This window comes from Neorhodopirellula pilleata, from assembly GCF_007859915.1.
In the GTDB taxonomy this organism is placed as follows: domain Bacteria; phylum Planctomycetota; class Planctomycetia; order Pirellulales; family Pirellulaceae; genus Rhodopirellula; species Rhodopirellula pilleata.
On record NZ_SJPM01000034.1, the window covers coordinates 1 to 22715 of the forward strand.

Sequence of the window (22715 nt, forward strand, 5' to 3'; positions counted from 1 at the left end):
TACATTCTCTTAGCAGTCATGGGGATGACCTCCTATTTGCTGGTCTATTGAAAGAAAAAACCAGTTTCGGGGCATCCCCTGTTTTTTTGTAGTATCCATTCGCCAGTGTATAGCCAACTGGGCTAGGTAAACCACTGGCCCGTTGGGCGGAAGTCGCTATGTCACTCACTGTATTGACCCACCCTTGGCTTCTACCTGCCGAATCGCATACTCCGCTGTCATGCGTTGAATCTCGCTCTTGCCGGGACTTGGGTCTCCGCCAGCCTTTCGCCAGTTGTGACCGGCGTGCTTGACGATGACCATCATGACATCCGCTCCGATCTTGTCAGCCTTGGTTTTCAGATGGGGTGCGTGCGCCAACGGAATGGTCGAATCCGTATCGCCTTGTATCAGTAACAGCGGCGGGCTCTCTTCCTTGATCCAGTGATAGGGGCTCATCTCTTCGTAGGCTTTCGGATTCTCCGCGTAGCCTGACGCCGTTCCGGTAATTCTGGCACCAAACCGATTCGGGTTTTTGCTGGCGTCATCGGTCTTGAAGAGTTCAACATCGGTGAAATCCGACGGGCCATACCAGGACATTCCGGCAATGGGGCCAACGGAAACGTCCGCGAGTGATTCGTCACCGATGAAGGCATTCGGATCGGCAAGCGTGAGCATCTGCGCGAGATGCCCGCCCGCCGAGTCGCCCCAAACCACGATTCGATCGGGATCAAGACCATATTGTTTCGCGTTCTTCTTTATGAAACGCAGCCCATCCATGGCATCGGTTACGCAGTCTCGCATCACGACGCCGCTGTTTTCTTTGCAGAGACGGTAGTTGATTGAAACGCAAGCGAATCCCTGCTCGGCGACTTGCTGGAAGACCGGCAACATCAAAGGCAGCCCGCCTTTGTCCTTGCTTCCGGCGGCCCATCCACCACCGTGGACGTAGTACAGAACGGGAGCCGCTTGCGGTCCCTGTGAGCCGTAGGCGCGAGCCTCGGGTGTCTCGTTGTTTCTATCGGCATCGTCGATACCCGCGGCTAGCGCCGTCTCAATTTTACTCAGCCACGAAGCCGAGCTCCCTTGATCCGCCGGAGGCAAATAGATGTCCAGCTTGATCTGTCGCTGGCCGACCTGTTTGTAAGTGACATCCAGGAACGTCTTTCCCGTCCACGCCACTTTCACATCATCGGCGGCCGCCGTCGCCGTGCCGAAACAGACGGCCGCGATGGCCATCACTTGGGTTAGGTAGTTCATCGTCGTTTGGTTTTCCTCTTGAGCTCTTCCAGGTGAGGCACTTTGTCCGCCCAGTCGACGTTTCGATCAAAAATCGTGGTGTAAGGCTGGTAGTTATTGAACGTGACGCCTTCGGACTTCCAATGGTCGAGGTGCCGGTCATAAACCTTTCGCATCTTCTTGAGATCGTCGCCGTAGTCGGGAATGCGAGCCAGCTCTCGCAACTCAAGCGGATCATTTCCAAGCTGGTAAAGCTCCTCGGTCGCTTCGAATCCCTCGGCCGCGTACGGCCAATAAATGTACTTCCGCTCTTTCGTTACGACGGCCATCGCGTGCGTGATCGGTGGGCCTGACTGGTTGTAGACGTTGATCAAAGCAAGCGAATCATGAATCGAATCGAGCGGATCGTCGTAAAGTTTTATCAGATCAGCGCCGTCTATATTTTCAGGGACAGCTAGCCCCGCAAGTAGCAACATCGTGGGTGCAAAATCGATGTTACCCGTCAACGCTTCGCAACGAAGTTGCTTGCCGGAATTTGGATGTCGTGGATCGTAAACGAGCAAAGGAACGCGAGATCCTTCTTCATAGGGCAGTACCTTCGATCCGTAGCCGTGCGACCCGCAGAAAAAACCGTTGTCGGACGTGTAAATGATCACCGTGTTGTCGGCCACGCCCTGCTCGTTGAGCGCGTCGCGGATCATGCCAACGGCGACATCGATCGCATGGATTTGTTGATGGTAGGTGGCCATGACGTTGTCATAGTCGTCGTCATAGCCCCACTCTTCAAAACGAACGTACTGCCGGCCGGACTTGCTCTGCTTGGAGAAATGCTCGCCGTACTGCCGGCCATAGTTGCGCGGCTTCTGGAATGTCTTGCCATCATAGACCGCATCAAACTTGGGGTCCGGCGTGGTGGGGCGATGAGGGGCCTTGAAACTGATCGATAGGCAGAAAGGCTTTTCGGACTTGGATGCATCGCGAATGAAGTCGCGTCCGAACGCGCCGTAGGAAAGCGTCGAGTGCGGGTACTGCTCCGCATAAGCCGCCATCGATTGGTTTTTTTTGGTTTCGTAAAAGGTCTGCCCCGGTCCGCCGCCCCAGCGGTCAAAGTCAGCGCTGGGTAAATCGAGTTTCGGCTCATCGGGCGAGTGTCGTAGTTCGAAGCCGAACTTCCCCGCGAACGCGGTCATGTATCCCGATTCTCTCAACAGCACGGGATAAGAGTTTTCCCAGATGCGAGACATCATTTCGCCATGTTTGAAATTGCAACCGTGCTTGTATTCGTACATGCCGGTCATCACGTTGGCCCGCGAGCCCATGCAGATGGCAGTGGTGTCATAGTGATGGTCGAACACCATCCCGTCAGCGGCGAGTCGATCGAGGTTGGGTGTCTGTACATCGGGATTGCCGTAGCACCCCATCGTGTAGGTGCTCTGGTCATCGGACATCAGGAACACAATATTCGGCCTGGCATCAAGATCGGCATTAGGCTTGGGAGCTCGCTTCCTAGTTGCCGTTTGAGCTTGCGATGTGGAAACCGCGAGCACGAGAAGGAGGAGCGGAAACACAATGGTTTTCATTTGTCACTGGTTGGTTGCTTGGAGAAAAGGATTGGCCGAGGTCGGCACCGAGTATTTTAACCGACGATCTACTTGCTCTTTCTTCTTGGCTTTGACAAGCTCTGTTCCTACTCCATCGGTTCGAAATGGATCGCCTTCAGACTTGCCGAAGGGATGTCGCCATCAATGCATTTGGCGGACACGGTGTACCGACCAGCCTTGGGGAAATTTACCCAACCGATCGGAAACGTTTGATAGTTGTGCGACGAATTTTGTTGATTCTGAATCTTCTCGCCACCTTCGATCTCGACCTTCCAGACGAGCCGTCCCGTACCCGCGTAAGTCAGCGAAACGTTGTATTCGCCAGGCTCGTGGACATCGATTTCCAAGGACGCGTTGCCGCCTTTCTCAAAACCGTGAGCATGAACCACTGCCTTCCATTCGCCGAACTTCTCCATCCAGCGTTTGCGGGTTTTCTTTACCTGCTCGACCTCTGCGAACTCGGCAAGCACTTCTGTTTCCATATTGGGGTCGAGCGCCCAAACGGGATCAACGATCGGTTCTGATCCCAGAGTGACCTGAATCACCGAAGCCAGCTTCTCCGGCGCCTGTGGCGGAAGATCGATCACGACCCAGTTTCGCTCAACATTTGTTGTGACGGGAATAGCGTCTTGGCCAATCAAGAGTTTAGCAGACTGGATCTTAGTATTCAGATTAGGCAGATAGAGCTTGCCGGAACTCGGCCAATCAAACACGCAAAGAAACAGCGTGTTGTCTTTGCGAGTCACATCGCCCCATGGCAGTGTGTGATGCCAAGGTGAAGCATCCGTGTTGTAGATGACCTGCGGGTAGCGGTGGATCCATTCCCCCGCGTCGGTCAACGTTTGCACAGCTCGCTGGGGAACTGAACCATCGCCCTTGGGGCCGATGTTCAGCATGTAAGTTCCACCACGCCCAACACAAGCGATCAAACGTTCGAGAATCTCTTTCGGCGATTTCCAGTACTCGTCGTACCAAGCGTAGGCCCACGAGTCGTTGGTCGTGTCGACGCTTTCCCACATGCCCTCGATGTTTTCGTGCGGAATCTCCATGTCGCCAAGCGTTTGATAGTCACCGAGGCCGTGTCCGGCACGGCCCGATACCAAGGCCCGCGGTTGATTCTTGTGGACCAAGTCAACGAGTTGCTGCACGTACTCCTTCGGCATGTTGCCAGGGGTATCGAACCAAACCAATTCAATCGGACCATACTCGGTCGTGATTTCGTTGACTTGTGGCACGCACTTTTTCTCGAAGTAATCATCGAACGTTGCAGGGTTCCCCTGGTCGTCGGTGTTAGGACCACCGTTACCGCCCGGAAACGTCCAGTCTTGATTGTGCGAGTAGTAAAACCCGAATCCCAAACCGGCTTCGCGACACGCAGTCGCAAGCTCTTTCATCGGATCTTTTTTCCAAGGCGTCGCGTCGACGATGTTGAAATCACACGCCTTAGAGTGGTACATCGCGAAGCCATCGTGGTGCTTGGCCGTGATGACGATGTATTTCATGCCCGCGTCCTTTGCGATGCGGGCGATGGCTTTTGCGTCAAAGTTGGTCGGATTGAACTGACCGGCAAGCTGCTTGTACTTCTCGACCGGAATCCCAGCCATCCGCGGATTCATGATCCATTCGCCGATACCATAATAGGTCTTACCATCGACCTCGTTGCCCAGCAGCGAATAGAGCCCCCAGTGAACGAACATGGCGTAGTTGCCTTCGTCAAATAGCTGGCCACGTTCAGCGTTTTCAGCACGCAGCTTGACGACCCGATCACCCCACAGTTTGTCCATCGATTCTTGCGCGTGAGCTATCGACGGAATTACATTGATCGCGATCCCCAGGATCAAGCCAATGACAACGGAGAATTTCATGTTGCTTGCTTTCATAGTTTCAGTGCCTTTTGGCGGTAGTGTTCATCAATGCGATTGGCAATGCGATCCACGTCGGCATCACTCATGAAGATCGGACCTCCCAAGGACGCGGCACCGACAAAAACCTGCGCAGCCTTGTGAGCCATCAGCATCGCGGCTTTGACCGCACCGGTTGTTTTGCCGATTGTGATCAGTCCATGGTTCTGGAGCAGGAGCACACGGGGCGGGTTCCCGGTTTCGGTGATGAATGCTTGCGTCCTTTCTCGGATCACTTGCGATAGCGTGAGTCCCGGGTCGACGTACGGAACGAACAACGAACATGTTCCGCAACACACGACCTCGTCGGGGAACAGGCGATTGGTTGCGAACTTTTCTGCAAGCGGCGAACAGAGGATTTGATTGACGGCGATACTATGCGTATGGCCGACGAATTCCACGCCCGGCAATGAAAGTAGGTAGGCATGGAATAAAGTTTCGACCGACGGCTTCTTAGCGTTCGAGTCGACACGGCAAGCCAGCAAGCGATTTTCGATTCCCTGATCGCTAATGTCGTTCTCGTCCAACATCGGCAGCAAGGCATCAAACCGACACGCAACTGCGTCGTCTTCGCCAAGCGTCTCGAGGCAGCTTCCACTCGCTTTGACCAAGAAGGTCTCGTCGTCAATCTTGGCCGACGTGTTGCCCTCGCCAAGAATCGCCAAGTCTCGATGCTCCTGGCCAATAAAGTGAGACAGCTCGAGCATGGATTGGAGTCGTTCTTGTTTCTTCATCTAGTAATTTCCTGAGCCGACGGCGCTAGCCGCGGGTGTTTCGTTGCCATTGGATCATCGTCTTCCGTACAGCGGCCCAAAGTTTTGGCAGGCTCGAAAGTCGGCCGATTCCAGATTGTCAGTGCCAAATGCGTTCCAGGCGCTTGGCCGGAACACTCTCGCATCGTCGACGTTGTGCATGTAAACAGGTATTCGCAAAATCGACGCAAGTGTGATGAATAAATGCCCGACGTGACCGGCGGTCATCACGCAGTGATTCGCACCCCAGTGATTCATCACTTCGTACGTCGACGTGAACGCACCGCGTCCGGTGATCGTGGGTGCAAACCAGGTCGTCGGCCAAGTCGGATTGGTACGATTGTCCAGCACATCGTGAACGTTCTCCGGTAGCTCCACCGTATGACCCTCCGCAATTTGCAGTGCCGGGCCCAAGCCATCCACCAGATTGATCCGAGTCATCGTGGCCGGCATGCCACCGCGAGTCTTGTAGCGAGTGCTCATGCCGCCGCCAGGAAAGTACTCCGTGATCGATGGATGCCACGTGGTGGCCTTCAAGCACTTTTCGACTTCCTCGTCGCTGATCTCCCAAAACGGTTTCATGGTAGGTTGACCATCTGGGCCGGTCTGCTGGCCGGTGCCATCAAGCGTCGCGGGGCCGGAGTTGATCAGGTGCAACAACCCGTCGCTGGCGTTACCGCTGAGCTGGTATCCATCACAAGCACTCGCGACTGCATCGGGACTCCAGTAAGTTCGCAAGTCGGCGAACACCTGCGCCGTGTTGGTTAGTAAATGACCAAACAGCATGGTCGCCGCGTTGAGAGCATCGTTTTCGGTCGCGACGATGTAAGGAGCACGCTTTCCATTCCAGTCGAACGATGTGTTCAGGATTGCTTCCAGGAAATCGCCGTTGGGAAAGTGGTCGGTCCACTGACGCTGGCCTTGAAACCCCGATGCGATCGCTCCGTGCCCTTGGGCCTGTTCACCCAAGCCCATTTCGGCGAGCTTCGGATTACCGACCATCAAGTCGCGAGCGATCAACGACATCTTCACGCTGTCGGACCATTCGCTGTCAAGCTGTTCTCGTGAGCGTTTGGTATCGTCGCTGTTGTAATCATCGCCCTCGGGGCAATTTTCTTTGACCCAAGCCATCGCTCTCCCGTATTCAACTTGGTCAAACTGATCCTTGTTCATACGGCCCACAAACTCGGTCATGTCGATGTCTTCGACTCGCATGCCCAGCCATTTTTCCCAGAAGGCGAAATCGACCATCGAACCTGCGATCCCCATCGAAGTGCCGCCCATCGACAAGTAGGCTTTACCCCGCATCAGTGCCGCCGCGAGTCCACAGCGAGCAAAATCCAGAATCTTTTCTTGCACATCTGCTGGCATTGCCGCGTCGCCTGCGTTTTGAACGTCACGACCGTAGATGCCAAATGCGGGGATGCCCTTTTGCGTGTGACCGGCCAGGACCGCGGCAAGATAAACCGCACCCGGTCGTTCCGTGCCATTGAATCCGAAAACCGCTTTGGGACGCAGCGGATCCATGTCCATCGTTTCACTGCCGTAGCACCAGCAAGGTGTCACCGTGAGCGAAACGCCGACGTTTTCCCGTCGGAATTGATGCTCGCACGCAGTCGCCTCCGCCACGCCGCCAATGCAGGTGTCCGCCACCACGACTTCGACCGCCTCACCCGTGGGATAGTGGACGTGCGACGCGATCAACTCGGCCACCGCGTTAGCCAAGTTCATTGTCTGATCTTCCAGCGATTCACGGACACCGCCAAGCCGTCCATCAATCGTCGGACGGATACCGATCTTGGGGAGATTGCCTTCGAATGCCGTGGGTGAAGTCTGGTTGGAAGTCACGAAAGAGTTTCCTGCTGGTTGGTCGTAAGGAGATTAGAGAGCTTCTACTTTTCGCTTTCCAGCCAGCAGGAAAACTGCGAAGCCGAAAATCGCGATCACGATAAAGCAAACGAACGGTAGGAAGAATGACACACGTACCGATTCGAGTGCCTGCCCGGCGATCGTCATTCCCTCACCGTCAATCAACGACCCTTGATAGCGAGGCATAAAGGCTCCTCCCACGATCGCGAAGATCAAGCCAGCGGAGCCAAGTTTGGCATCATTGTGTGATAGTCCGTCCAGTGCGATCCCGTAGATCGTGGGGAACATCAAGGACATGCAAGCCGACACACCGACCAGGCAGTACAGGCCGGTCATTCCTTGGATAAAAATCGCACCCAGCGTCAGCATTCCGCCACCGACAGCCAGCACGCCCAGCAACAGTCCGGGGTCAAGGAACTTCAAGATGAACGTGCAGACAAACCTGCTGACCAAAAAGATCGACATCGCCAAGATGTTGTAGTTCTGTGCCTGCGCCGCACTCAGTCCGACCAACGTCATTCCGTAGTGAATGATGAAAGTCCAGCACATGATTTGTGCGCCGACATAGAAGGCTTGTGCGACCACCCCGCCAACATATTTGATGTTGGTTAGCAGACGCTTGAACAAAGCGATGACCCGAATCGATTCTTCTTCACGACCGGTGTCGGGCAACTTCGTGAAGATAAACACCAACAACACCGCGATCACAATCACCGCGATTACGACGTAAGGCGTTTTCACAACATCAAGATCGTGAGCCATCATCGCTTGCTGGGCTTCGGGGTTCTCGGCGGCGTTGGTTTCCATCGCCTCGGTGATCAAGCCGTCGACTTCACTGGGCAACATCGTCGCGTATTCCGGGTGCGCGACCAGTTCGGCTTCACGAAACTCGGCCACCTGCAGGCTGGGCAGAATGAAGAAACTGGCGACGAACATCCCCGACAGCGAACCCATCGGGTTGAAGGCTTGGGCCAGGTTCAGTCGCTGCGTTGCTGTTTCCTTGGGTCCCATCGAAAGGATGTACGGATTCGCCGTCGTTTCCAAGAATGCCAGACCGAACGTCAGCACATAGAACCCAACCAGAAACACGTTGAACTCCATCATCATGCTGGCGGGGATCGTAAGCAGCGCACCGACGGCATAGAGAATCAGTCCGATGATGATGCCTGACTTGTACGAAACTTTGCGGATCAATAACGCGGCGGGAATCGCCATCGTGGCGTAGCCGCCGTAAAACGCCCATTGGACCAAACTGCTCTGCGCGTTGGAAATCAGAAAGATCTCTTTGAAAGCGCGGACGAGCGGGTTGGTAATATCGTTCGCGAATCCCCACAACGCGAAAAGCGTCGTTACCAGGATAAATGGGAACAAATACTCACGCGGAACGACGGAGCGTTCAGATGGGGCTTTGTTGGAGCCGGATTCGAGTTCCGTTGTCATTCGATGCTTTGAACCTTGTTTAACGCCCACGGTTTCCTGTCGTCCTAATTGCAAAGGAGACACCAACAAGCTAATGTTTTGCGGTCGGCTCGATGAGACTGCCTCAACAGAATCGGGATGCGTTCGCGTCGTGTTTTATTGAATGTGACGCCGAGCGTATCGCCTGATCTCATAGGGTCAATAACATTTTGCGCTCGCGAGATAATGTTTTGCGGCTCTTGCGTTTTGTTTAAGGCATACTTTGAAATCCAACACGCGTCCTCGAATTGCACTGGTTGTCGAAGCGTCTCGCGCTTACGGGCGAGAGTTGCTGCGTGGGGTTTCGTTATTTTCTCGTACACAGGCTGACTGGTCGTTGTTACACCAGGAAATGATGCTTGACTCGGAGCTTCCCGATTGGATCGAACAGGGCCACATCACTGGCGTCATCGCACGTGTCGACACGCATACGATCGAACCACTTCGTCGACTACGCGTTCCGATCGTCGATGTTCGATGCAACCGCAAGTTTGAAAGCGTTCCTCAAGTCGAAACGGACAACGACGCTGTCGCCGAGCTAGCTTTTGAGCATTTATGGGAACGCGGTTTTCGCAAGTTCGCCTTCAGCGGCTTCCGTTTTGCATCTTATTCGCAGGCTCGCCGCGATCATTTTCGCAGGCTTGTTGAGAAAGCTGGTTGCAAGCTTTCCGTTTACGAGTCCGGGGGAAGTCCGTCCGGGACGTTAACCACGCAGGAGCAAGCGGGGGTTTTCGACTTGCGGCAGATGGCCGAGTGGATTGATACGCTCGAGCGGCCGACGGGTTTGTTCGTTTGCAATGATATTCGTGGCCAGCAACTACTGAATGCTTGCCGATACGTCGATGTCGCAATTCCCGACGATCTTGGAGTGATTGGTGTCGATGATGATGATGCGATCTGCATGATGTGCGATCCAACCCTTTCGAGCGTCCGTCCCAACGCGGAACGCGTGGGTTATCGAGCCGCGGAGGTTTTGCATTGCATGCTTTCCGGGATCTCTCCGGAACAGGAAACTGAATACATCGCGCCGTTAAAAGTGACCGAACGGCAATCGACTCAGGTCGTCGCGATCGAAGATGAAGAATTGGCCAAAGTGTGCCGTTTCATTCGACAGGCGGCTTGCGACGGAATCAATGTGGCTGACGTGGTCGAGTTTTCTTCGCTTTCGCGTCGTCCGCTGGAGCGACGCTTCCGTGACGAACTCGACATCACGCCACGCGAGTTGATTACCGAAACGCAGATCAACAGAGTGAAGCAATTATTGCGAGAAACAGGCATGACGCTTGAGCAAATTTCCAAACGCACGGGCTTTAGTCACAAAGAGAGGCTCAGCGCAGTCTTTAAACGTGAAACCGGCCAGACCCCTGGATGCTACCGCGAGGAGCATTCGGATTGATTCGTCGAACCAACAAGATAAAGTCGATCCCAATGAAATTAAAAAAGTCAATGATTGTGCAGACTCTGATATGCCTCATTACCGCATGTTTGGCGTGTTGCCATTGCGAGGCAGCCGATATTTATGTGAATCCGGCAGGTGATGACAGCCAACCGGGAACGAGCACCGCCCCCGTGGCAACACTTGCTCAAGCTCAGCAACTCGCTCGAAACATTGCTGGACAAGAATTGATTACCGTGCATGTTGCTGACGGCACTTACTATCTGCCGAGCACGCTGGTGTTTAGTTCAGCCGATTCGGGCACCGAGGCGGCTCCCATCGTTTATCGTGCCGAAAACGAAGGCGGTGCGGTACTGAGCGGTGGCTCGAGGCTTCAGCTTACGTGGAAACCGTATCGCGATGGGATCTATTCGGCTTCGACACCCGAAGACATTGAAATCGATCAGCTCTTTGTGGAAGGCCGTAACCAACGGATGGCTCGTTACCCGAACTACGACGCCACAAAGCCAACGGCCGCCTATCAGGGTTTCTCGGCCGATGCGTTCTCGAAACAGCGCGCGGCCAACTGGTCCGATCCAACTGGCGGCTACATTCACGCCATGCACCTCGCGGGCTGGGGCGGTTACCACTATCGAATCACTGGAAAGGACGCGGGCGGAGTCGTGACCTATGAAGGCGGTTGGCAGAACAATCGGCGAATGGGCATGCACAAAGACCATCGCATGGTCGAAAACATCTTCGAGGAACTCGACGCTCCCGGCGAATGGTTCCACGACGCGAAGACGTCAATGCTGTATTACAAGCCGGAACCCGCTACGGATCTCTCGAAGGTAAATGTCGAGGTAGTTCGCCTTCGGCATCTCGTTGAGTTTCAGGGTTCAGGAAAATCACCCGTCAGATTCATCGCGCTGCAGGGATTCACGGTTCGTCATGCGGCGCGCACCTTCATGGACTGCAAAGAACAGTTGCTGCGCAGTGATTGGGCAATCTATCGCGGTGGTGCTTTCATGCTGACAGGCACCGAAGACGTGAGCATTCTCGATTGCGAGTTTGATCAGGTCGGCGGCAACGCAGTCTTCGTGAACAACTACAACCGCCGAGTGCTTGTGAAGGGATGCCATATCCATGACACCGGTGCCAGCGGCGTCTGCTTCGTCGGCGATCCCGATGCCGTCCGCAATCCGCTGTTTGAGTACGGCCAGAAGAACAATCTGGCGACTATCGACCGTACGCCCGGGCCAAAGACGAATAACTATCCTGCTCAGTCCGCAGTGGAAGATTGTCTGATTCACGGCATCGGCCGCGTCGAGCGTCAGCCCGCCGGTGTGCAGATCGAAATGGCATCGGAAATTACAGTGCGTGACTGCTCGGTGTACGACACCGCTCGGGCCGGCATCAACATTGGCGATGGTGCTTGGGGCGGTCACTTGATCGAGCGCTGCGATGTGTTTGATACCGTTCTGGAGACTCACGACCACGGCTCATTCAATTCTTGGGGCAGAGACCGTTACTGGCGATCAGATCACCTGACTGCTTCGCAGAAGGCAGTCGATGCCGAGCCGAATCTGCCGTTTCTCGACGCGATGAAGACCACCGTCATCCGCGACAGTCGATGGCGATGTGACCATGGCTGGGATATTGACCTGGATGATGGATCCAGCAACTACGACATTTACAACAACCTGTTGCTGAACACGGGCTTGAAGCTACGCGAAGGGTTTCGTCGGCACGCGTGGAATAACGTGATGCCGGTTGGTGCGCTGCACCCACATGTCTGGTTCCAGAGGAGTAAAGACCAGGTCCATACCAACATCATGTCTGCGCGGCACCGTACCGCTCGCATGAACGAGCCATACACAGACGGAACAATGGTCGACCGCAACCTGTACGATTCGCAGGACGTCGGAATCCTTGAGTATGCCGCCAAGCTCGGATGGGACGCGAATTCTGTTCTTAGGGAGCCGATGTACGTCGATCCCGCGAACGGGGATTTCCGAGTCAAAGAGGGCTCGCCAGCACTGAAGCTTGGCTTCAAGAACTTTCCGATGGATCTGTTCGGAGTCAAGAAGCCGTCGCTCAAGGCAATTGCTAAGACACCGGAAATTCCATCGCTCGATCAATCAGCACGGCAGAGTCCAGGACGTTCTGGAGCACGTGCAGGCGCGACTCCACTCAAGATGGTTTGGCTTGGTGCCACGTTGAAAGATTTGAAGGGCGAAGAGTTTTCCGCGTACGGCGTCAGCAAGGAAACTGGCGGTATCGCACTCGCTGATGTTCCAATTGCAACTGCGGCAGACAACGCTGGACTGAAGAAGGGGGACTTGATTCAGGCCATCAACGGCAAGTCGGTCGCGAACATCGAACGACTGTTTCAAGCGTTGCTGTCACTGGAAACCCGACGCGTCAGCGAGAGACACACGCTGAAAGCCATCCGCAACCAGCAGCCAATCGAACTAACCGCTAAGCCGGAATCCACCGTGGTGATTGAAACTGCGACCAATCCGAATAATTTCAGCAAACTGCCGGTACCGGCCGCTACACAACAGAAAATCGTTGCCAATCAGAACACGAACAATGATCCGCTGAGCACACTGACCGACGGAAAACTTGATCGCGGCTTCGGTCCTGTGTTCTCCAACACGATCTTCAACGGCGCTTACAAACTGGATCTTGGCGGAGTGAAGCCAGTGATGGCGGTGACAAGCTGGTCGTTCAATCAGGGCAACACTCGGGCTGCACAAAAACTGACCATCTACGCCAGCGACTCTGAGAAAGACCCTGGTTGGAATCTGGATAATTTCACACCGCTCGGCACGATTTATACTGGCGAAAACGAGTCACCATTTCTCGCAGCCTCCCTTCGCGGTGTAAACAACAACACGCTGGGAAATTTCCGCTGGATTGTCTGGAGCGTCACGCCAGTTTCTGAACTTGGTGGCGGCGAGAACACGGCCTTTCAGGAACTGGCCGTTGATACTGCTGGGGCAGTTCGACGGCCTTCCAAGGCCGACGAAAACGCCAGTCAATCAGGTCCGACGGCCTTGAAAGGCCATCGTACAAAGGATTCGCGACCCGAATTCCCCGGGGTGAAGACCAACTTCCGCGGTTACGACCGCTATGATCGAATCAAGACCTCTGCTGGGCACTTTTCGGTCGTTTGTCCGAAGGAGTCCGCGCCGGGAAAACCGTGGCTTTGGCGAAGCATGTTTTGGGAGGCGATCAAGAAAGTTAGCGATGCTGACTTGAAGCTGGTGGACGAGGGCTACCACATCGTTCTCGCTCACGGCGATGTGGCGGGACATCCCAGCGGCAATGCCAGTATCGATGCCGCTTACCAATTGCTGACCACCGAATACGGTTTCTCGAAGAAGTGTGCAAACATGTCGTCGATGAGCCGCGGAACTCTGTCACTGTTCCGCTGGGCTTCGGCCAACCCGGAAAAGGTGGACAGCATCTATGTGGATAACGGGGTCTGCAATGTGCTCAGCTGGCCTGCCGGTAAGCTTGTGCCTGGTAGTGGCTCGAAGGCTTCGGGGGCTCCTGATTCCTGGGAGGATTTCAAGAGGAAGTTTGGATACGCCACTGATGAAGAGGCAGTGAAGACCAAGGAAAGCCCCATTGATCAACTGGAACCATTAGCCAAAGCCGGTGTGCCAATCCTGATGGTTTGTGGAAACAAAGACACGGCCGTTCCGTATGAAGAGAACGACGCCATCATGGAGCAGCGCTACAAAGCGCTCGGCGGTTCCATCACGGTGATCGTGGAGGACAAAGGCCATTCGCACGGAATGAACGATCCGACACCCGTACTCAACTTCATCAGAAAGCACACTTCTGCCTCGAAGAAACAGACCACTGCTGCATTTAACGGGCAGACATGGATCATCGATAGCCAGGAAGATTGGCAGGCTGCGACAGCTGATCAATCCAACCTTGATTTCAAAGACGGTCTGGCCACTCCAACGGCAACAGAAGCGACGTTTTGCAGCGTGCTGATCACTTCCGACAAGAAGCGCTCTGCGAAGTCACTCACCATCGCGCAGTCACCCGTCTGGCATAACTGGGAACCGATTCCGAATCTCGGTCCGTCCAATCTGGGTGACGCACCGGTCATGCTGACGGTTGGTCGGGGTAACTACTGGATCTTCGGTCGATATGGTGGTTCTGAAAAGAAAAAGGGCTTCAAGTCGGAGGCGTCCGAGTTGGAGGGCTTTGATGTCCCTCTGACGACGACTCCTTTTCCGAATCAATACGATGCCCCCGGCGGACTGAAAAAGGGACTCGGCGGATACCATGCCTGGCAAAGCAGGGACATGATCAACTGGGTGCATCATGGGCCAGTCAGCGAAGCTTTCTCAAGCTGGGTGACCACCGCTGAATACGTCGATGGAAAACTATTTCTCTACTACGACTACCCCAACGACCAGGACCCGCATCTTTATATCGACGACGATCTCACCGACGGCCTGCCCGGCAAGAACATGGGTATGGCCTTCAACGATCCCTCGCACGGTTCGGACTGTGCGTTCATTCGGGATCTCAACGGCAACTTCCATGTCATCTATGAAGACTGGAGTCCGATTGACGCCAGCACACATTCCTGGGACTCGCCCCTCGCTGGACATGCGGTGAGTTCTGACGGAATCGGAAACTTCAAGATCCTGCCTCCAGCTGTGGATTTCAGAACCAGACCGACAGGCAAGTTCGCCGAATACCCCCATCCCCACTGGCACGCCACCGACCCGAAGAAGTATCCGGGCAAGTCTGCACCCGTTGATGTTCCTCAGCACCGAATCAAAAAGGGAGACGTCCGGGCGTTTGCCAAATACGAAGTCCATGAGCCGGAGCAGAACGCCTTCGGTGACTGGGCCTCAATCTGTATCGGCGGCCAATACTACCTCTTCGCCGACTACCACCCCGCAAATCGCGGCATCCGTGTCGGCTGGTTCACCTCTTCCAGTCTCGACAAGCCCTTCACTTTTTGCGGCGAGATCGGCAAAGGCCATCCTGACCCGGACGTCATGTTCGCCGAGGGCCGATTCTATCTGGCGACTCAAATGTCGACGGACTACGTCAGTCCCGGTCCGTGGGTAGAGACCGTCAAAGCCCGTGTTGGAGTCGATACCGACAAAGACAGCAAGATCGATCACTGGACCGACTGGACGGAACTCAAAGAGAGCTACGACTACATCAAGAGCTTCTCAAAACAGATCGCAAAAACGCCAGCCGAACTGAATCTCTCGATGTTGCCTGCCGGTTACGGATTCCAACTCGAAGTGCGTTTGACCGATTCGACTGAGAACGAATCAAAACCGATTATCGAACGAATGTCGTTGTCCTTCGCCCAGTGAGCGCGCCAGAGTAGAACAGACCGCGACAACACCTCATACCCTTGAGCCGATATGAAGCCACCAAAACCAATGAATCACCAATTAGCCAAATCGTACGATGGCCTTCCAAGGCCGTCGAGACAGTATTTTCAGGATGAGGCGACGGCCTTGGAAGGCCATCGTACTAACTCCCGCAGAGTGTTTTTGAAGACCGCTGGAGTTTCGATCGCATTGCCGTTTCTCGAGTCTCTCAACGCTGCTCACGCGGTTGCTTCAGAGAAACGGGACGAATCAGCAAAGAGGATGGTGTTTGTCAGCACGGGACTGGGGATGAATCCTCGGACCTTCTTTCCGGAGCAATCTGGTGCCGATTTCGCTCCGTCTCCGGTCTTGCCAGCCATGATGAAGCATCGGGGTGAGTTCACGCTGTTCTCGCACATGGATCACCCGAATATCTTCACCAAGCATGCCGGTATCAGATCGCTGCTGAATGGTGTGCTGAACCAGAACGCCAGGCCCGGCCAGAACATTTCGATCGATCAGGTTGCTGCGAATCATGTTGGTTATGCGACGCGGTTTCCTTCGCTGCACATTTCGCTCGGAGGCGTTGAGAGCGCTTCGTATAGCTCGTCCGGCATTCTGCTGCGACAGGAAACCTCGCCGGAGGCACTTTTCAAGAAGTTGTTCGTGGCGGACTCAGCCGCTGCCCGGAAGGCGCGTGCGCTGGAACTGGAAGAACAGGGAAGTGTCCTTGATCTGGTCCGCACTCGCGCTCGCCGGCTGGAACGCAGCGTCAGTCGAACAGACCGGGCGAAGCTGGACGAATACCTGACGGCGATTCGCGAAGCAGAAGAACGCCTCCAGGGAATGCGTCGCTGGCAGAACGTCAAGAAGTCAGAGGTCTCGAAGGAGGAGTACGATCCCGCCGCGCGGGGGCATGGCAGCTTGGACTACGGATTCCTCGGGCCGGTCATGTTCGATCTGCTGGCGCTTGCGTTTCAGTCAGATTCCAGCCGTGTCATTACCGCGAACTTCTCGATGCACAATCGCGTGATTGAAATCGACGGCGTGACAAAGGGTTATCACACGCTTTCCCACCACGGAAACCGTGAGAGCCATCTCCGCGAGCTTCAGATCATCGAAACGTTTTACATGGAGCAGCTGTCGAGGTTCATCGGAAGACTGAAGGGGATCAACGCGAAGGGCGGCTCTCTCCTGGATGACACGATGGTGTTCTTCGGCAGTGGTATCAGCGACGCATCCCGACACTCCAATCGCAACCTGCCCATTATTCTGGCTGGCGGCGGGTTGAACCACTACGGCCACTACGACGCTATGCAGCGACACAACGGCAAGCAAACTCCATTGAACAATCTCTTTACCACCATGCTTCAGCACTTCGGTATCGAGATCGAATCTTTTAACGGCGCAACCGGAAATCTGAATCACGTCCTGGCTTAACATGAATACCAAAACACTTTTCCCACTCGTATGCGCGGTCACATTGGTTTCCGCAGCGTCAATCGACGCCAACGACCAATACGCACCCATCCAACCGTTCCTCAATCGCTACTGCGTGGATTGTCACGGCGGTGCTAAGCAAAAGGGCGAAGTGCGTCTGGATGACTTTGTCAAGATCGATGGAGCTCTCTGGAGTGACATCTACGATCAGATTCACGACGCCAGCATGCCGCCTGAGGACGCACGTCAGCCTTCCATGAAGGAGCGTGCCAGCATCGCCAAACTCGTTCTGCAGATATCGCGTGACGAGTCCTTTTCGATCCCCACAGGTTATCGGCGGCTGAACCGGCGCGAATTTCGCAACACGGTTCGTGACCTGCTTGGCCTGAAACCTGGCATCTATGATCCGGCAGACCGGGTCTTCAACGACGATGTCGATGATGGCTTCGACACCAATGCGGACGAACTGGTCATCTCCAACGAATTGCTTCTGGAGTACCTCGAATCAGCTGAACACAGTTTACGAATGGCTCTTTTTCTGGAAGACCTCACGCCCGTCGTCACGAGGGTCGTCGAGTTCAAGCCGGGGAGTCTGCAGAGCGGAGATCAACGCTTCACCACGAACAAGAAGAACTCGACAGTACTGCGAGGCTCGGGGCAGTACTTCGCGACTCAAGGTCCTCGCAAGGTAGCGATAGCCGGCAACTACAGGATCACGGTCAAAGCGGCGGGAGTGGATCGCGACAACTATGGCAGGATGAAGTTTCCGCCTGCAAATGGGCCAATCAGGATGGGAATCGGCACGCGGCTGGACAGCGAGGGTAAGAAGTCCACGTCGAATCTGGCGAAGTCTTTTGATCTGAAGGATGAAGAGTTCGAGGAATACAGTGTTGTCGTCTGGCTCGAGAAAGGAGCTTATCCGTGGGTTGGATTTCTGAATGGTGCCGGCAAACCCGCGTCCAGCGTCCGGCAGGCAATACGGCAACGGAAAGTCGACCCTAAAGAGATTGACCCGAAGAATTACAAAGGCCCTGGAGTGGAAGTGACTCGGCTCAGCGTCGAAGGTCCGCTGGATCCGGAGTGGCCGCCCGCCACCTATCGCACTGTCTTCCAAACGGACGCAATGCCCGATTTTGAGAACGCCGAAGTCCGCGTTTCGCTCGTCGACCGGTTTTTGACGCGTGCTTTCCGCCGTCCGGCTACCGAACAGGATGTGAAGGACTACCTCGAATATCTCAACAGACAGCATCAAAAGTCGTCGGATTGGCACGAGGCATTCATCAAGACCTTCGCCGCAGTCATGGCCTCGCACGATTTCCTCTACATCAAAGAAGAAATCGGCCCACTTCCGCCGTTCGAACTGGCCAGCCGCCTGTCTTATTTCCTCTGGAGCACCATGCCGGACGCAGAGCTGTTCCAGCTCGCGAAGTCCGGAAGGATTCTCAACGCGGACGTCTACTCGGCGCAGGTCGAACGAATGCTCCGCGATCCGAAAACTGATGAATTTGTCCGCGGATTCGCCACACAATGGCTCTCACTCGATCTCCTTGGAACGATGCCGCCGGACATCAAAGATCGACGCTATTCGGCCTATCTCAAACGCGGATACGAAGCGGCTTTTCGCGATGAAACGCTGCAGTTCTTTCGTTATGTACTCTTTGAGAATCAGCCAGTCGGCGACTTTCTCAATTCCGACTACACCTTCATCAACGACACTCTGGCGGATGTCTACGATTTACCGATTGATGGCGACTCGACGCTTAAACGTGTCTCCCTGCCCAAAGACTCCGTTCGTGGAGGGCTTCTCGGACATGGCAGCATCCTCGCCCTCACCTCCAACGGCGTCGAGACTCTGCCGGTCACTCGTGGTCACTGGATCCTTGATGAACTTCTGGGAACGCCACCGCCCGCTCCACCAGAAGAGGTTCCTGCCCTGGTTCCCGATTTGAACGGAGTCGATACGCCACGCGATCAGCTCGTTCGTCACCGGCAGGACCCCGCCTGCTTCGAATGCCACAAGCAGATGGACCCGCTCGGTCTCGCATTGGAAAACTTTGACGTCATTGGTAGATATCGCACGAAGTACGACGCCGGACCAGTCGTCGATCCTTCCGGCGAGATGTTCGGTACCAGGTTTAAGGACGTTACAGAGCTGCGCCAGATCCTCCGCTCCCGAGAAGATCAATTCGCTAGGAACCTGATCGTCAAACTGGCCGAATACGCGAAGGGGCGAAGGCTGAACCGGCGAGACCTCGAATTGGTGAATCAGGTCGCGGCGAAATCAGGTAAAGATGAATATCGATTCAAATTGATGCTACGGCACCTGCTGATGAGCAACCTGATGCGCGACCGGTAACGCAGCTCCACATGAGAACACTGCAGCGCTATGACCTTGAAAACGATCGCAAGCAAACCCGGAACTTCAACAACCAACACCGTTGAGGTACAGGAGATGATAGAGGTGCAAAATCGAAAACACATCGTGCTGGGAGTGCTTCTTTCCGGTTTCTTGTTGGGCCATTCAGTTTTCGCTGCGGAGCAGACGCGCCCGAACATCATCGTCATTATGGCGGACGATTTGGGTTACAACGATGTCGGCTGCTATGGTTGCAAGGACATCCCGACGCCGCATATCGATTCGCTGGCGAAAGAGGGCGTACGCTTTACGTCCGGCTATGTGACGGGGTCGATGTGCGGGCCTTCGCGTGCTGGTTTTCTGACTGGTAAGCATCAGTCTAAATTTGGGTTCTACAAAAATTGCTCGGCACCTTTTGATCCGAAACAGGGGCTGCCAAAGATGGAGACCATCGCCAGCTTGTTGCAGAAGCAGGGTTATGTGACCGGCGGGGTGGGCAAGTGGCATATGGGAACCAGCGATGATCAGCATCCCAATGCGATGGGGTTTGATGACTGGTTCGGTTTTCTCGGCGGTGGGCTAATGTATTACCCGCTCGATCATCCTTCCTATCGCGGGCGCTTCACCCCTCCCATCCCGCGCCCCATGAAGCACAAGTATCTCCAACATACCCTGCCGCTAATTCACAATCGGGAACCGGTGGAATGGGACCAGTATCTGACCCGCGAATTGACCGATGCGGGCATACGCTTCCTGGAGACAAATCAAGCGAATCCGTTCTTCCTGTTCATGTCCTACAATGCCCCGCACCTTGATCTTGAGGCGCCGGAAGAAACGATTGCCAAGTTCCCGGCGGACAAGATGACGGTGGTTCCGGGCGTAAAACCGGGAGCCCGCTCCATCTATGGCGCGATGGTCTTTGAAATGGATGAGGGCATCGGTCAGTTGTTGGCCCGAGTCAAGGAACTGGGGCTCGCCGATAACACCGTCGTTTGGTTCCTCAGTGATCACGGCGGGATGGAAAGAACCAGTGACAACCGTCCCTTGAGAGGGGCGAAAGGATCCGCATACGAGGGCGGCCTGCGTGTGCCGATGATTGTGAAGTGGCCCGGCAAGACACCACAAGGTGTTGTCCTCGATGACATGGTCACCTCGCTGGATATCGGCGCAACCGCTTTAGCGATGGCAGGCGGCGATCCGGCGGAAGCTGGCCTGCACGGCAAAGACATCCGCCCTTACATGACACAAGAGTCAACCGAAGCGCCGCACGAGGTCTTATATTGGCACACCGGTAGCACGATGAATTCGTTCGGCGTCATTCGCGAGGGGGATTATAAGCTGATCGGTGGAGGTAGAGGCAACCCGGCATTGTATAACCTGAAGGACGATCTCGGGGAGAAGAAAAACGTTGCTGCGAGCCATCCGGAGAGAGTGCAGGCGATGAGGGCGCGGTGGATGGAGTGGAGCAAAGATATCCAGCCTCCACTGTGGGAAGGCGGCGAGAACATTCAATACGCCGATTACGACTGGCTCAAAGGCAACCTTCACTACAAAGCCAAGCCTGATTGAAAAAGGAAGAGGTTCAACTCATGAGTCGACTACTGCGATTGATCAGCTTGTTGTGTATTGCGGCGTCGCCGTCGCTTGCCACCGCAGAAAAGCCGAACATCGTTGTCATCCTGACTGACGACCAGGGTTATCAGGATCTGGGTTGCTACGGCTCGCCAAATATCAAGACACCTCGCATTGACCAGATGGCGAAGGAGGGGATGAAGTTCACCAGCTTCTATGCTCAGACTGTCTGCGGTCCTTCGCGTACGTCTCTTTTGACGGGTTGCTATCCGATGCGAATCGAAAGGGCCGGGCATGACGTTGGAAAGATTCCTCACCCGGCAATGTCGCTCAATGAGATCACGATCCCGGAAATCCTCAATCCGCTCGGCTACCAAACGGGCATGATGGGAAAGTGGGACCTCTCTGGGCGGCGAACCACTTTTAAGGTCCAACTCAATCCGGGCAATCAAGGGTTCGACTACTCATTCTGGTCCGAAACCAGTGGCACAGAGGTCATTCGAGAGGCGGAGAAAGTGGTGATCAAAAAGCCCGCCCGAGACAGCATCACGCGCTTATTCACGGACAAAGCGATCGAGTTTATCGAACAGAGTCAGGACAACCCCTTCTTTGTCTACCTGGCTCATCCCATGCCGCACACGCCCATCGCGGCTTCCGAGGACTTCAAAGGTAAATCAGAGGAAGGGTTGTATGGGGATGTGATCGAAGAGATCGACTACAACGTGGGCCGCGTACTGGACAAGATCCAGGAACTGGGGCTCGATGAGAAGACTTACGTTATCTTTACCAGCGATAACGGTCCCTGGTGGAGAGAGGGGAATCATGCCGGGAAGTGCGAACCGCTTCGAAGTGCGAAGACCAGCACCTACGAGGGAGGGTTTCGAATTCCTTTCATTATTCGAGCACCGGGTAAGGTTCCGGCAGGAACGACCAGCGACCTCGTCTGTGCCAATCTGGACTTGTTACCCACGATCGCCAGGATCGCCGGGGCTACATTGCCGGACGACCGCGTGATCGATGGCGTCGACATCTCGGAGATCTTTCACGGAAGTCAAACCGAACTGGATCGGCCCTTCTTCTATTATCAGCACCAGGCCCTTCGGGCCGTCAGGCAAGGAGAATGGAAGCTCCATCTGGCTCACTCCGAACTGGATCGCACCAAGGAAGGAAAGACCTGGCAAACTCATGTTCCTAAGAAGGACCGTCCCTACATCGAAGAGGTCACGCTCTACAACCTGGAGGATGACATCGGGGAAACCACCAACGTAGCCAAAGACCACCCGGAGATTGTTGCTTCACTCTTGAAGCAGATCGACTTCGCCAGGACGGACATTGGCTACCACGATCAGATCGGCGAGAACTCCCGCAGGCAGAAATGATGAATAGACTAATGCAATTGATCAGCTTGTTGTGTATCGCTGCGACGTCGTCAATTGCAGCCGCAGACAAGCCGAACATCGTTTTCGTAATGATTGATGACCTCGGCGCTGAGCAGGTTGGCTGCTACGGCAGTGAGACTTATAAGACACCGCATATCGACAAACTGGCGACCAAAGGCATGCTATTTAACAATGCGTTTGCTCAGCCGATGTGTCAGATCAGCCGGGCAACGCTGATGACCGGGCAATACGGATTTCGAAACGGTTTTCCGAAAAACAACGATCGCCCTCTCAACCCGCCTTATTCACCAAGCGCGCCTTTAGGGTAGAAACCATCGCGTGAAACGCTACGTTTATCGGTTCACTACAACCAACTCAAACGCAAAGCAGGATCACGCGATGGGTGAAGTACAACGTAACCT

Annotated in this window: 13 protein-coding genes; 7 read left to right on the forward strand and 6 right to left on the reverse strand. The window is 54.9% G+C overall.

Going from position 1 to position 22715, the window contains the following annotated elements; translation table 11 throughout:
* Positions 1-165 precede the first annotated feature (165 nt).
* From Pla100_RS28945 to fucP, 6 genes are all read right to left on the reverse strand, one after another.
* Positions 166-1239 carry an alpha/beta hydrolase gene (locus Pla100_RS28945; RefSeq protein WP_146582653.1) on the reverse strand — a complete coding sequence of 358 codons (1074 nt, stop codon included), beginning with the start codon at positions 1237-1239 and terminating at the stop codon, positions 166-168.
* A complete protein-coding gene (locus Pla100_RS28950; RefSeq protein ID WP_146582655.1) occupies positions 1236-2798 on the reverse strand; it encodes a sulfatase family protein in 1563 nt (520 codons plus the stop codon). Before Pla100_RS28950 ends, Pla100_RS28945 begins: the two co-directional genes overlap by 4 nt.
* Before the next feature lie 107 nt (positions 2799-2905).
* The gene (locus tag Pla100_RS28955) at positions 2906-4684 is read right to left on the reverse strand and encodes an alpha-L-fucosidase (protein WP_315853503.1); all 1779 of its coding nucleotides are present in this window, start codon (positions 4682-4684) and stop codon (positions 2906-2908) included.
* 11 nt (positions 4685-4695) lie between these two features.
* Positions 4696-5454 carry a class II aldolase/adducin family protein gene (locus Pla100_RS28960; RefSeq protein WP_146582657.1) on the reverse strand — a complete coding sequence of 253 codons (759 nt, stop codon included), beginning with the start codon at positions 5452-5454 and terminating at the stop codon, positions 4696-4698.
* Between the two features lie 54 nt (positions 5455-5508).
* Positions 5509-7320 (reverse strand): L-fucose isomerase, encoded by a 1812-nt coding sequence (locus Pla100_RS28965; RefSeq protein ID WP_146582659.1) that lies wholly within the window; start codon positions 7318-7320, stop codon positions 5509-5511.
* Positions 7321-7353: 33 nt separating this feature from the next.
* On the reverse strand, positions 7354-8781 hold the full coding sequence (gene fucP / locus Pla100_RS28970) for an L-fucose:H+ symporter permease (RefSeq protein ID WP_146582661.1): 1428 nt from the start codon (positions 8779-8781) through the stop codon (positions 7354-7356).
* 241 nt (positions 8782-9022) lie between these two features.
* Between fucP and Pla100_RS28975 the strand changes: the two genes are divergently transcribed.
* From Pla100_RS28975 to Pla100_RS29010, 7 genes are all read left to right on the forward strand, one after another.
* Positions 9023-10195, forward strand: a complete 1173-nt coding sequence (locus tag Pla100_RS28975; RefSeq protein ID WP_146582663.1) for a XylR family transcriptional regulator — start codon at positions 9023-9025, stop codon at positions 10193-10195.
* A gap of 236 nt (positions 10196-10431) precedes the next feature.
* On the forward strand, positions 10432-15546 hold the full coding sequence (locus Pla100_RS32320; RefSeq protein WP_315853505.1) for a right-handed parallel beta-helix repeat-containing protein: 5115 nt from the start codon (positions 10432-10434) through the stop codon (positions 15544-15546).
* Positions 15547-15615: 69 nt separating this feature from the next.
* A complete protein-coding gene (locus Pla100_RS28990) occupies positions 15616-16986 on the forward strand; it encodes a DUF1552 domain-containing protein (protein WP_231603764.1) in 1371 nt (456 codons plus the stop codon).
* A gap of 115 nt (positions 16987-17101) precedes the next feature.
* Positions 17102-19342: a DUF1592 domain-containing protein gene (locus Pla100_RS28995; RefSeq protein WP_197168321.1), complete on the forward strand. Its 2241-nt coding sequence runs from the start codon at positions 17102-17104 to the stop codon at positions 19340-19342.
* Positions 19343-19372: 30 nt separating this feature from the next.
* Positions 19373-20911: a sulfatase-like hydrolase/transferase gene (locus tag Pla100_RS29000; RefSeq protein ID WP_231603765.1), complete on the forward strand. Its 1539-nt coding sequence runs from the start codon at positions 19373-19375 to the stop codon at positions 20909-20911.
* 20 nt (positions 20912-20931) lie between these two features.
* Positions 20932-22293, forward strand: coding sequence for a sulfatase family protein (locus Pla100_RS29005; protein ID WP_146582669.1), 1362 nt, complete (start codon positions 20932-20934; stop codon positions 22291-22293).
* Positions 22294-22304: 11 nt separating this feature from the next.
* Entirely contained in the window at positions 22305-22622 is a 318-nt protein-coding gene (locus Pla100_RS29010; RefSeq protein WP_197168322.1) for a sulfatase-like hydrolase/transferase, read from the forward strand.
* The last annotated feature ends 93 nt before the right edge of the window (positions 22623-22715 follow it).

Excerpts from the sequence above, each read along its gene's own strand:
- Pla100_RS29000 (WP_231603765.1), top strand. The coding sequence starts at position 19,373 with ATGACCTTGAAAACGATCGCAAGCAAACCCGGAACTTCAACAACCAAC.
- Pla100_RS28950 (WP_146582655.1), bottom strand. The coding sequence starts at position 2,798 with ATGAAAACCATTGTGTTTCCGCTCCTCCTTCTCGTGCTCGCGGTTTCC.
- Pla100_RS28955 (WP_315853503.1), bottom strand. The coding sequence starts at position 4,684 with ATGAAATTCTCCGTTGTCATTGGCTTGATCCTGGGGATCGCGATCAAT.
- fucP (WP_146582661.1), bottom strand. The coding sequence starts at position 8,781 with ATGACAACGGAACTCGAATCCGGCTCCAACAAAGCCCCATCTGAACGC.
- Pla100_RS28990 (WP_231603764.1), top strand. The coding sequence starts at position 15,616 with ATGAATCACCAATTAGCCAAATCGTACGATGGCCTTCCAAGGCCGTCG.
- Pla100_RS29010 (WP_197168322.1), top strand. The coding sequence starts at position 22,305 with ATGCAATTGATCAGCTTGTTGTGTATCGCTGCGACGTCGTCAATTGCA.
- Pla100_RS29005 (WP_146582669.1), top strand. The coding sequence starts at position 20,932 with ATGAGTCGACTACTGCGATTGATCAGCTTGTTGTGTATTGCGGCGTCG.
- Pla100_RS28945 (WP_146582653.1), bottom strand. The coding sequence starts at position 1,239 with ATGAACTACCTAACCCAAGTGATGGCCATCGCGGCCGTCTGTTTCGGC.
- Pla100_RS28960 (WP_146582657.1), bottom strand. The coding sequence starts at position 5,454 with ATGAAGAAACAAGAACGACTCCAATCCATGCTCGAGCTGTCTCACTTT.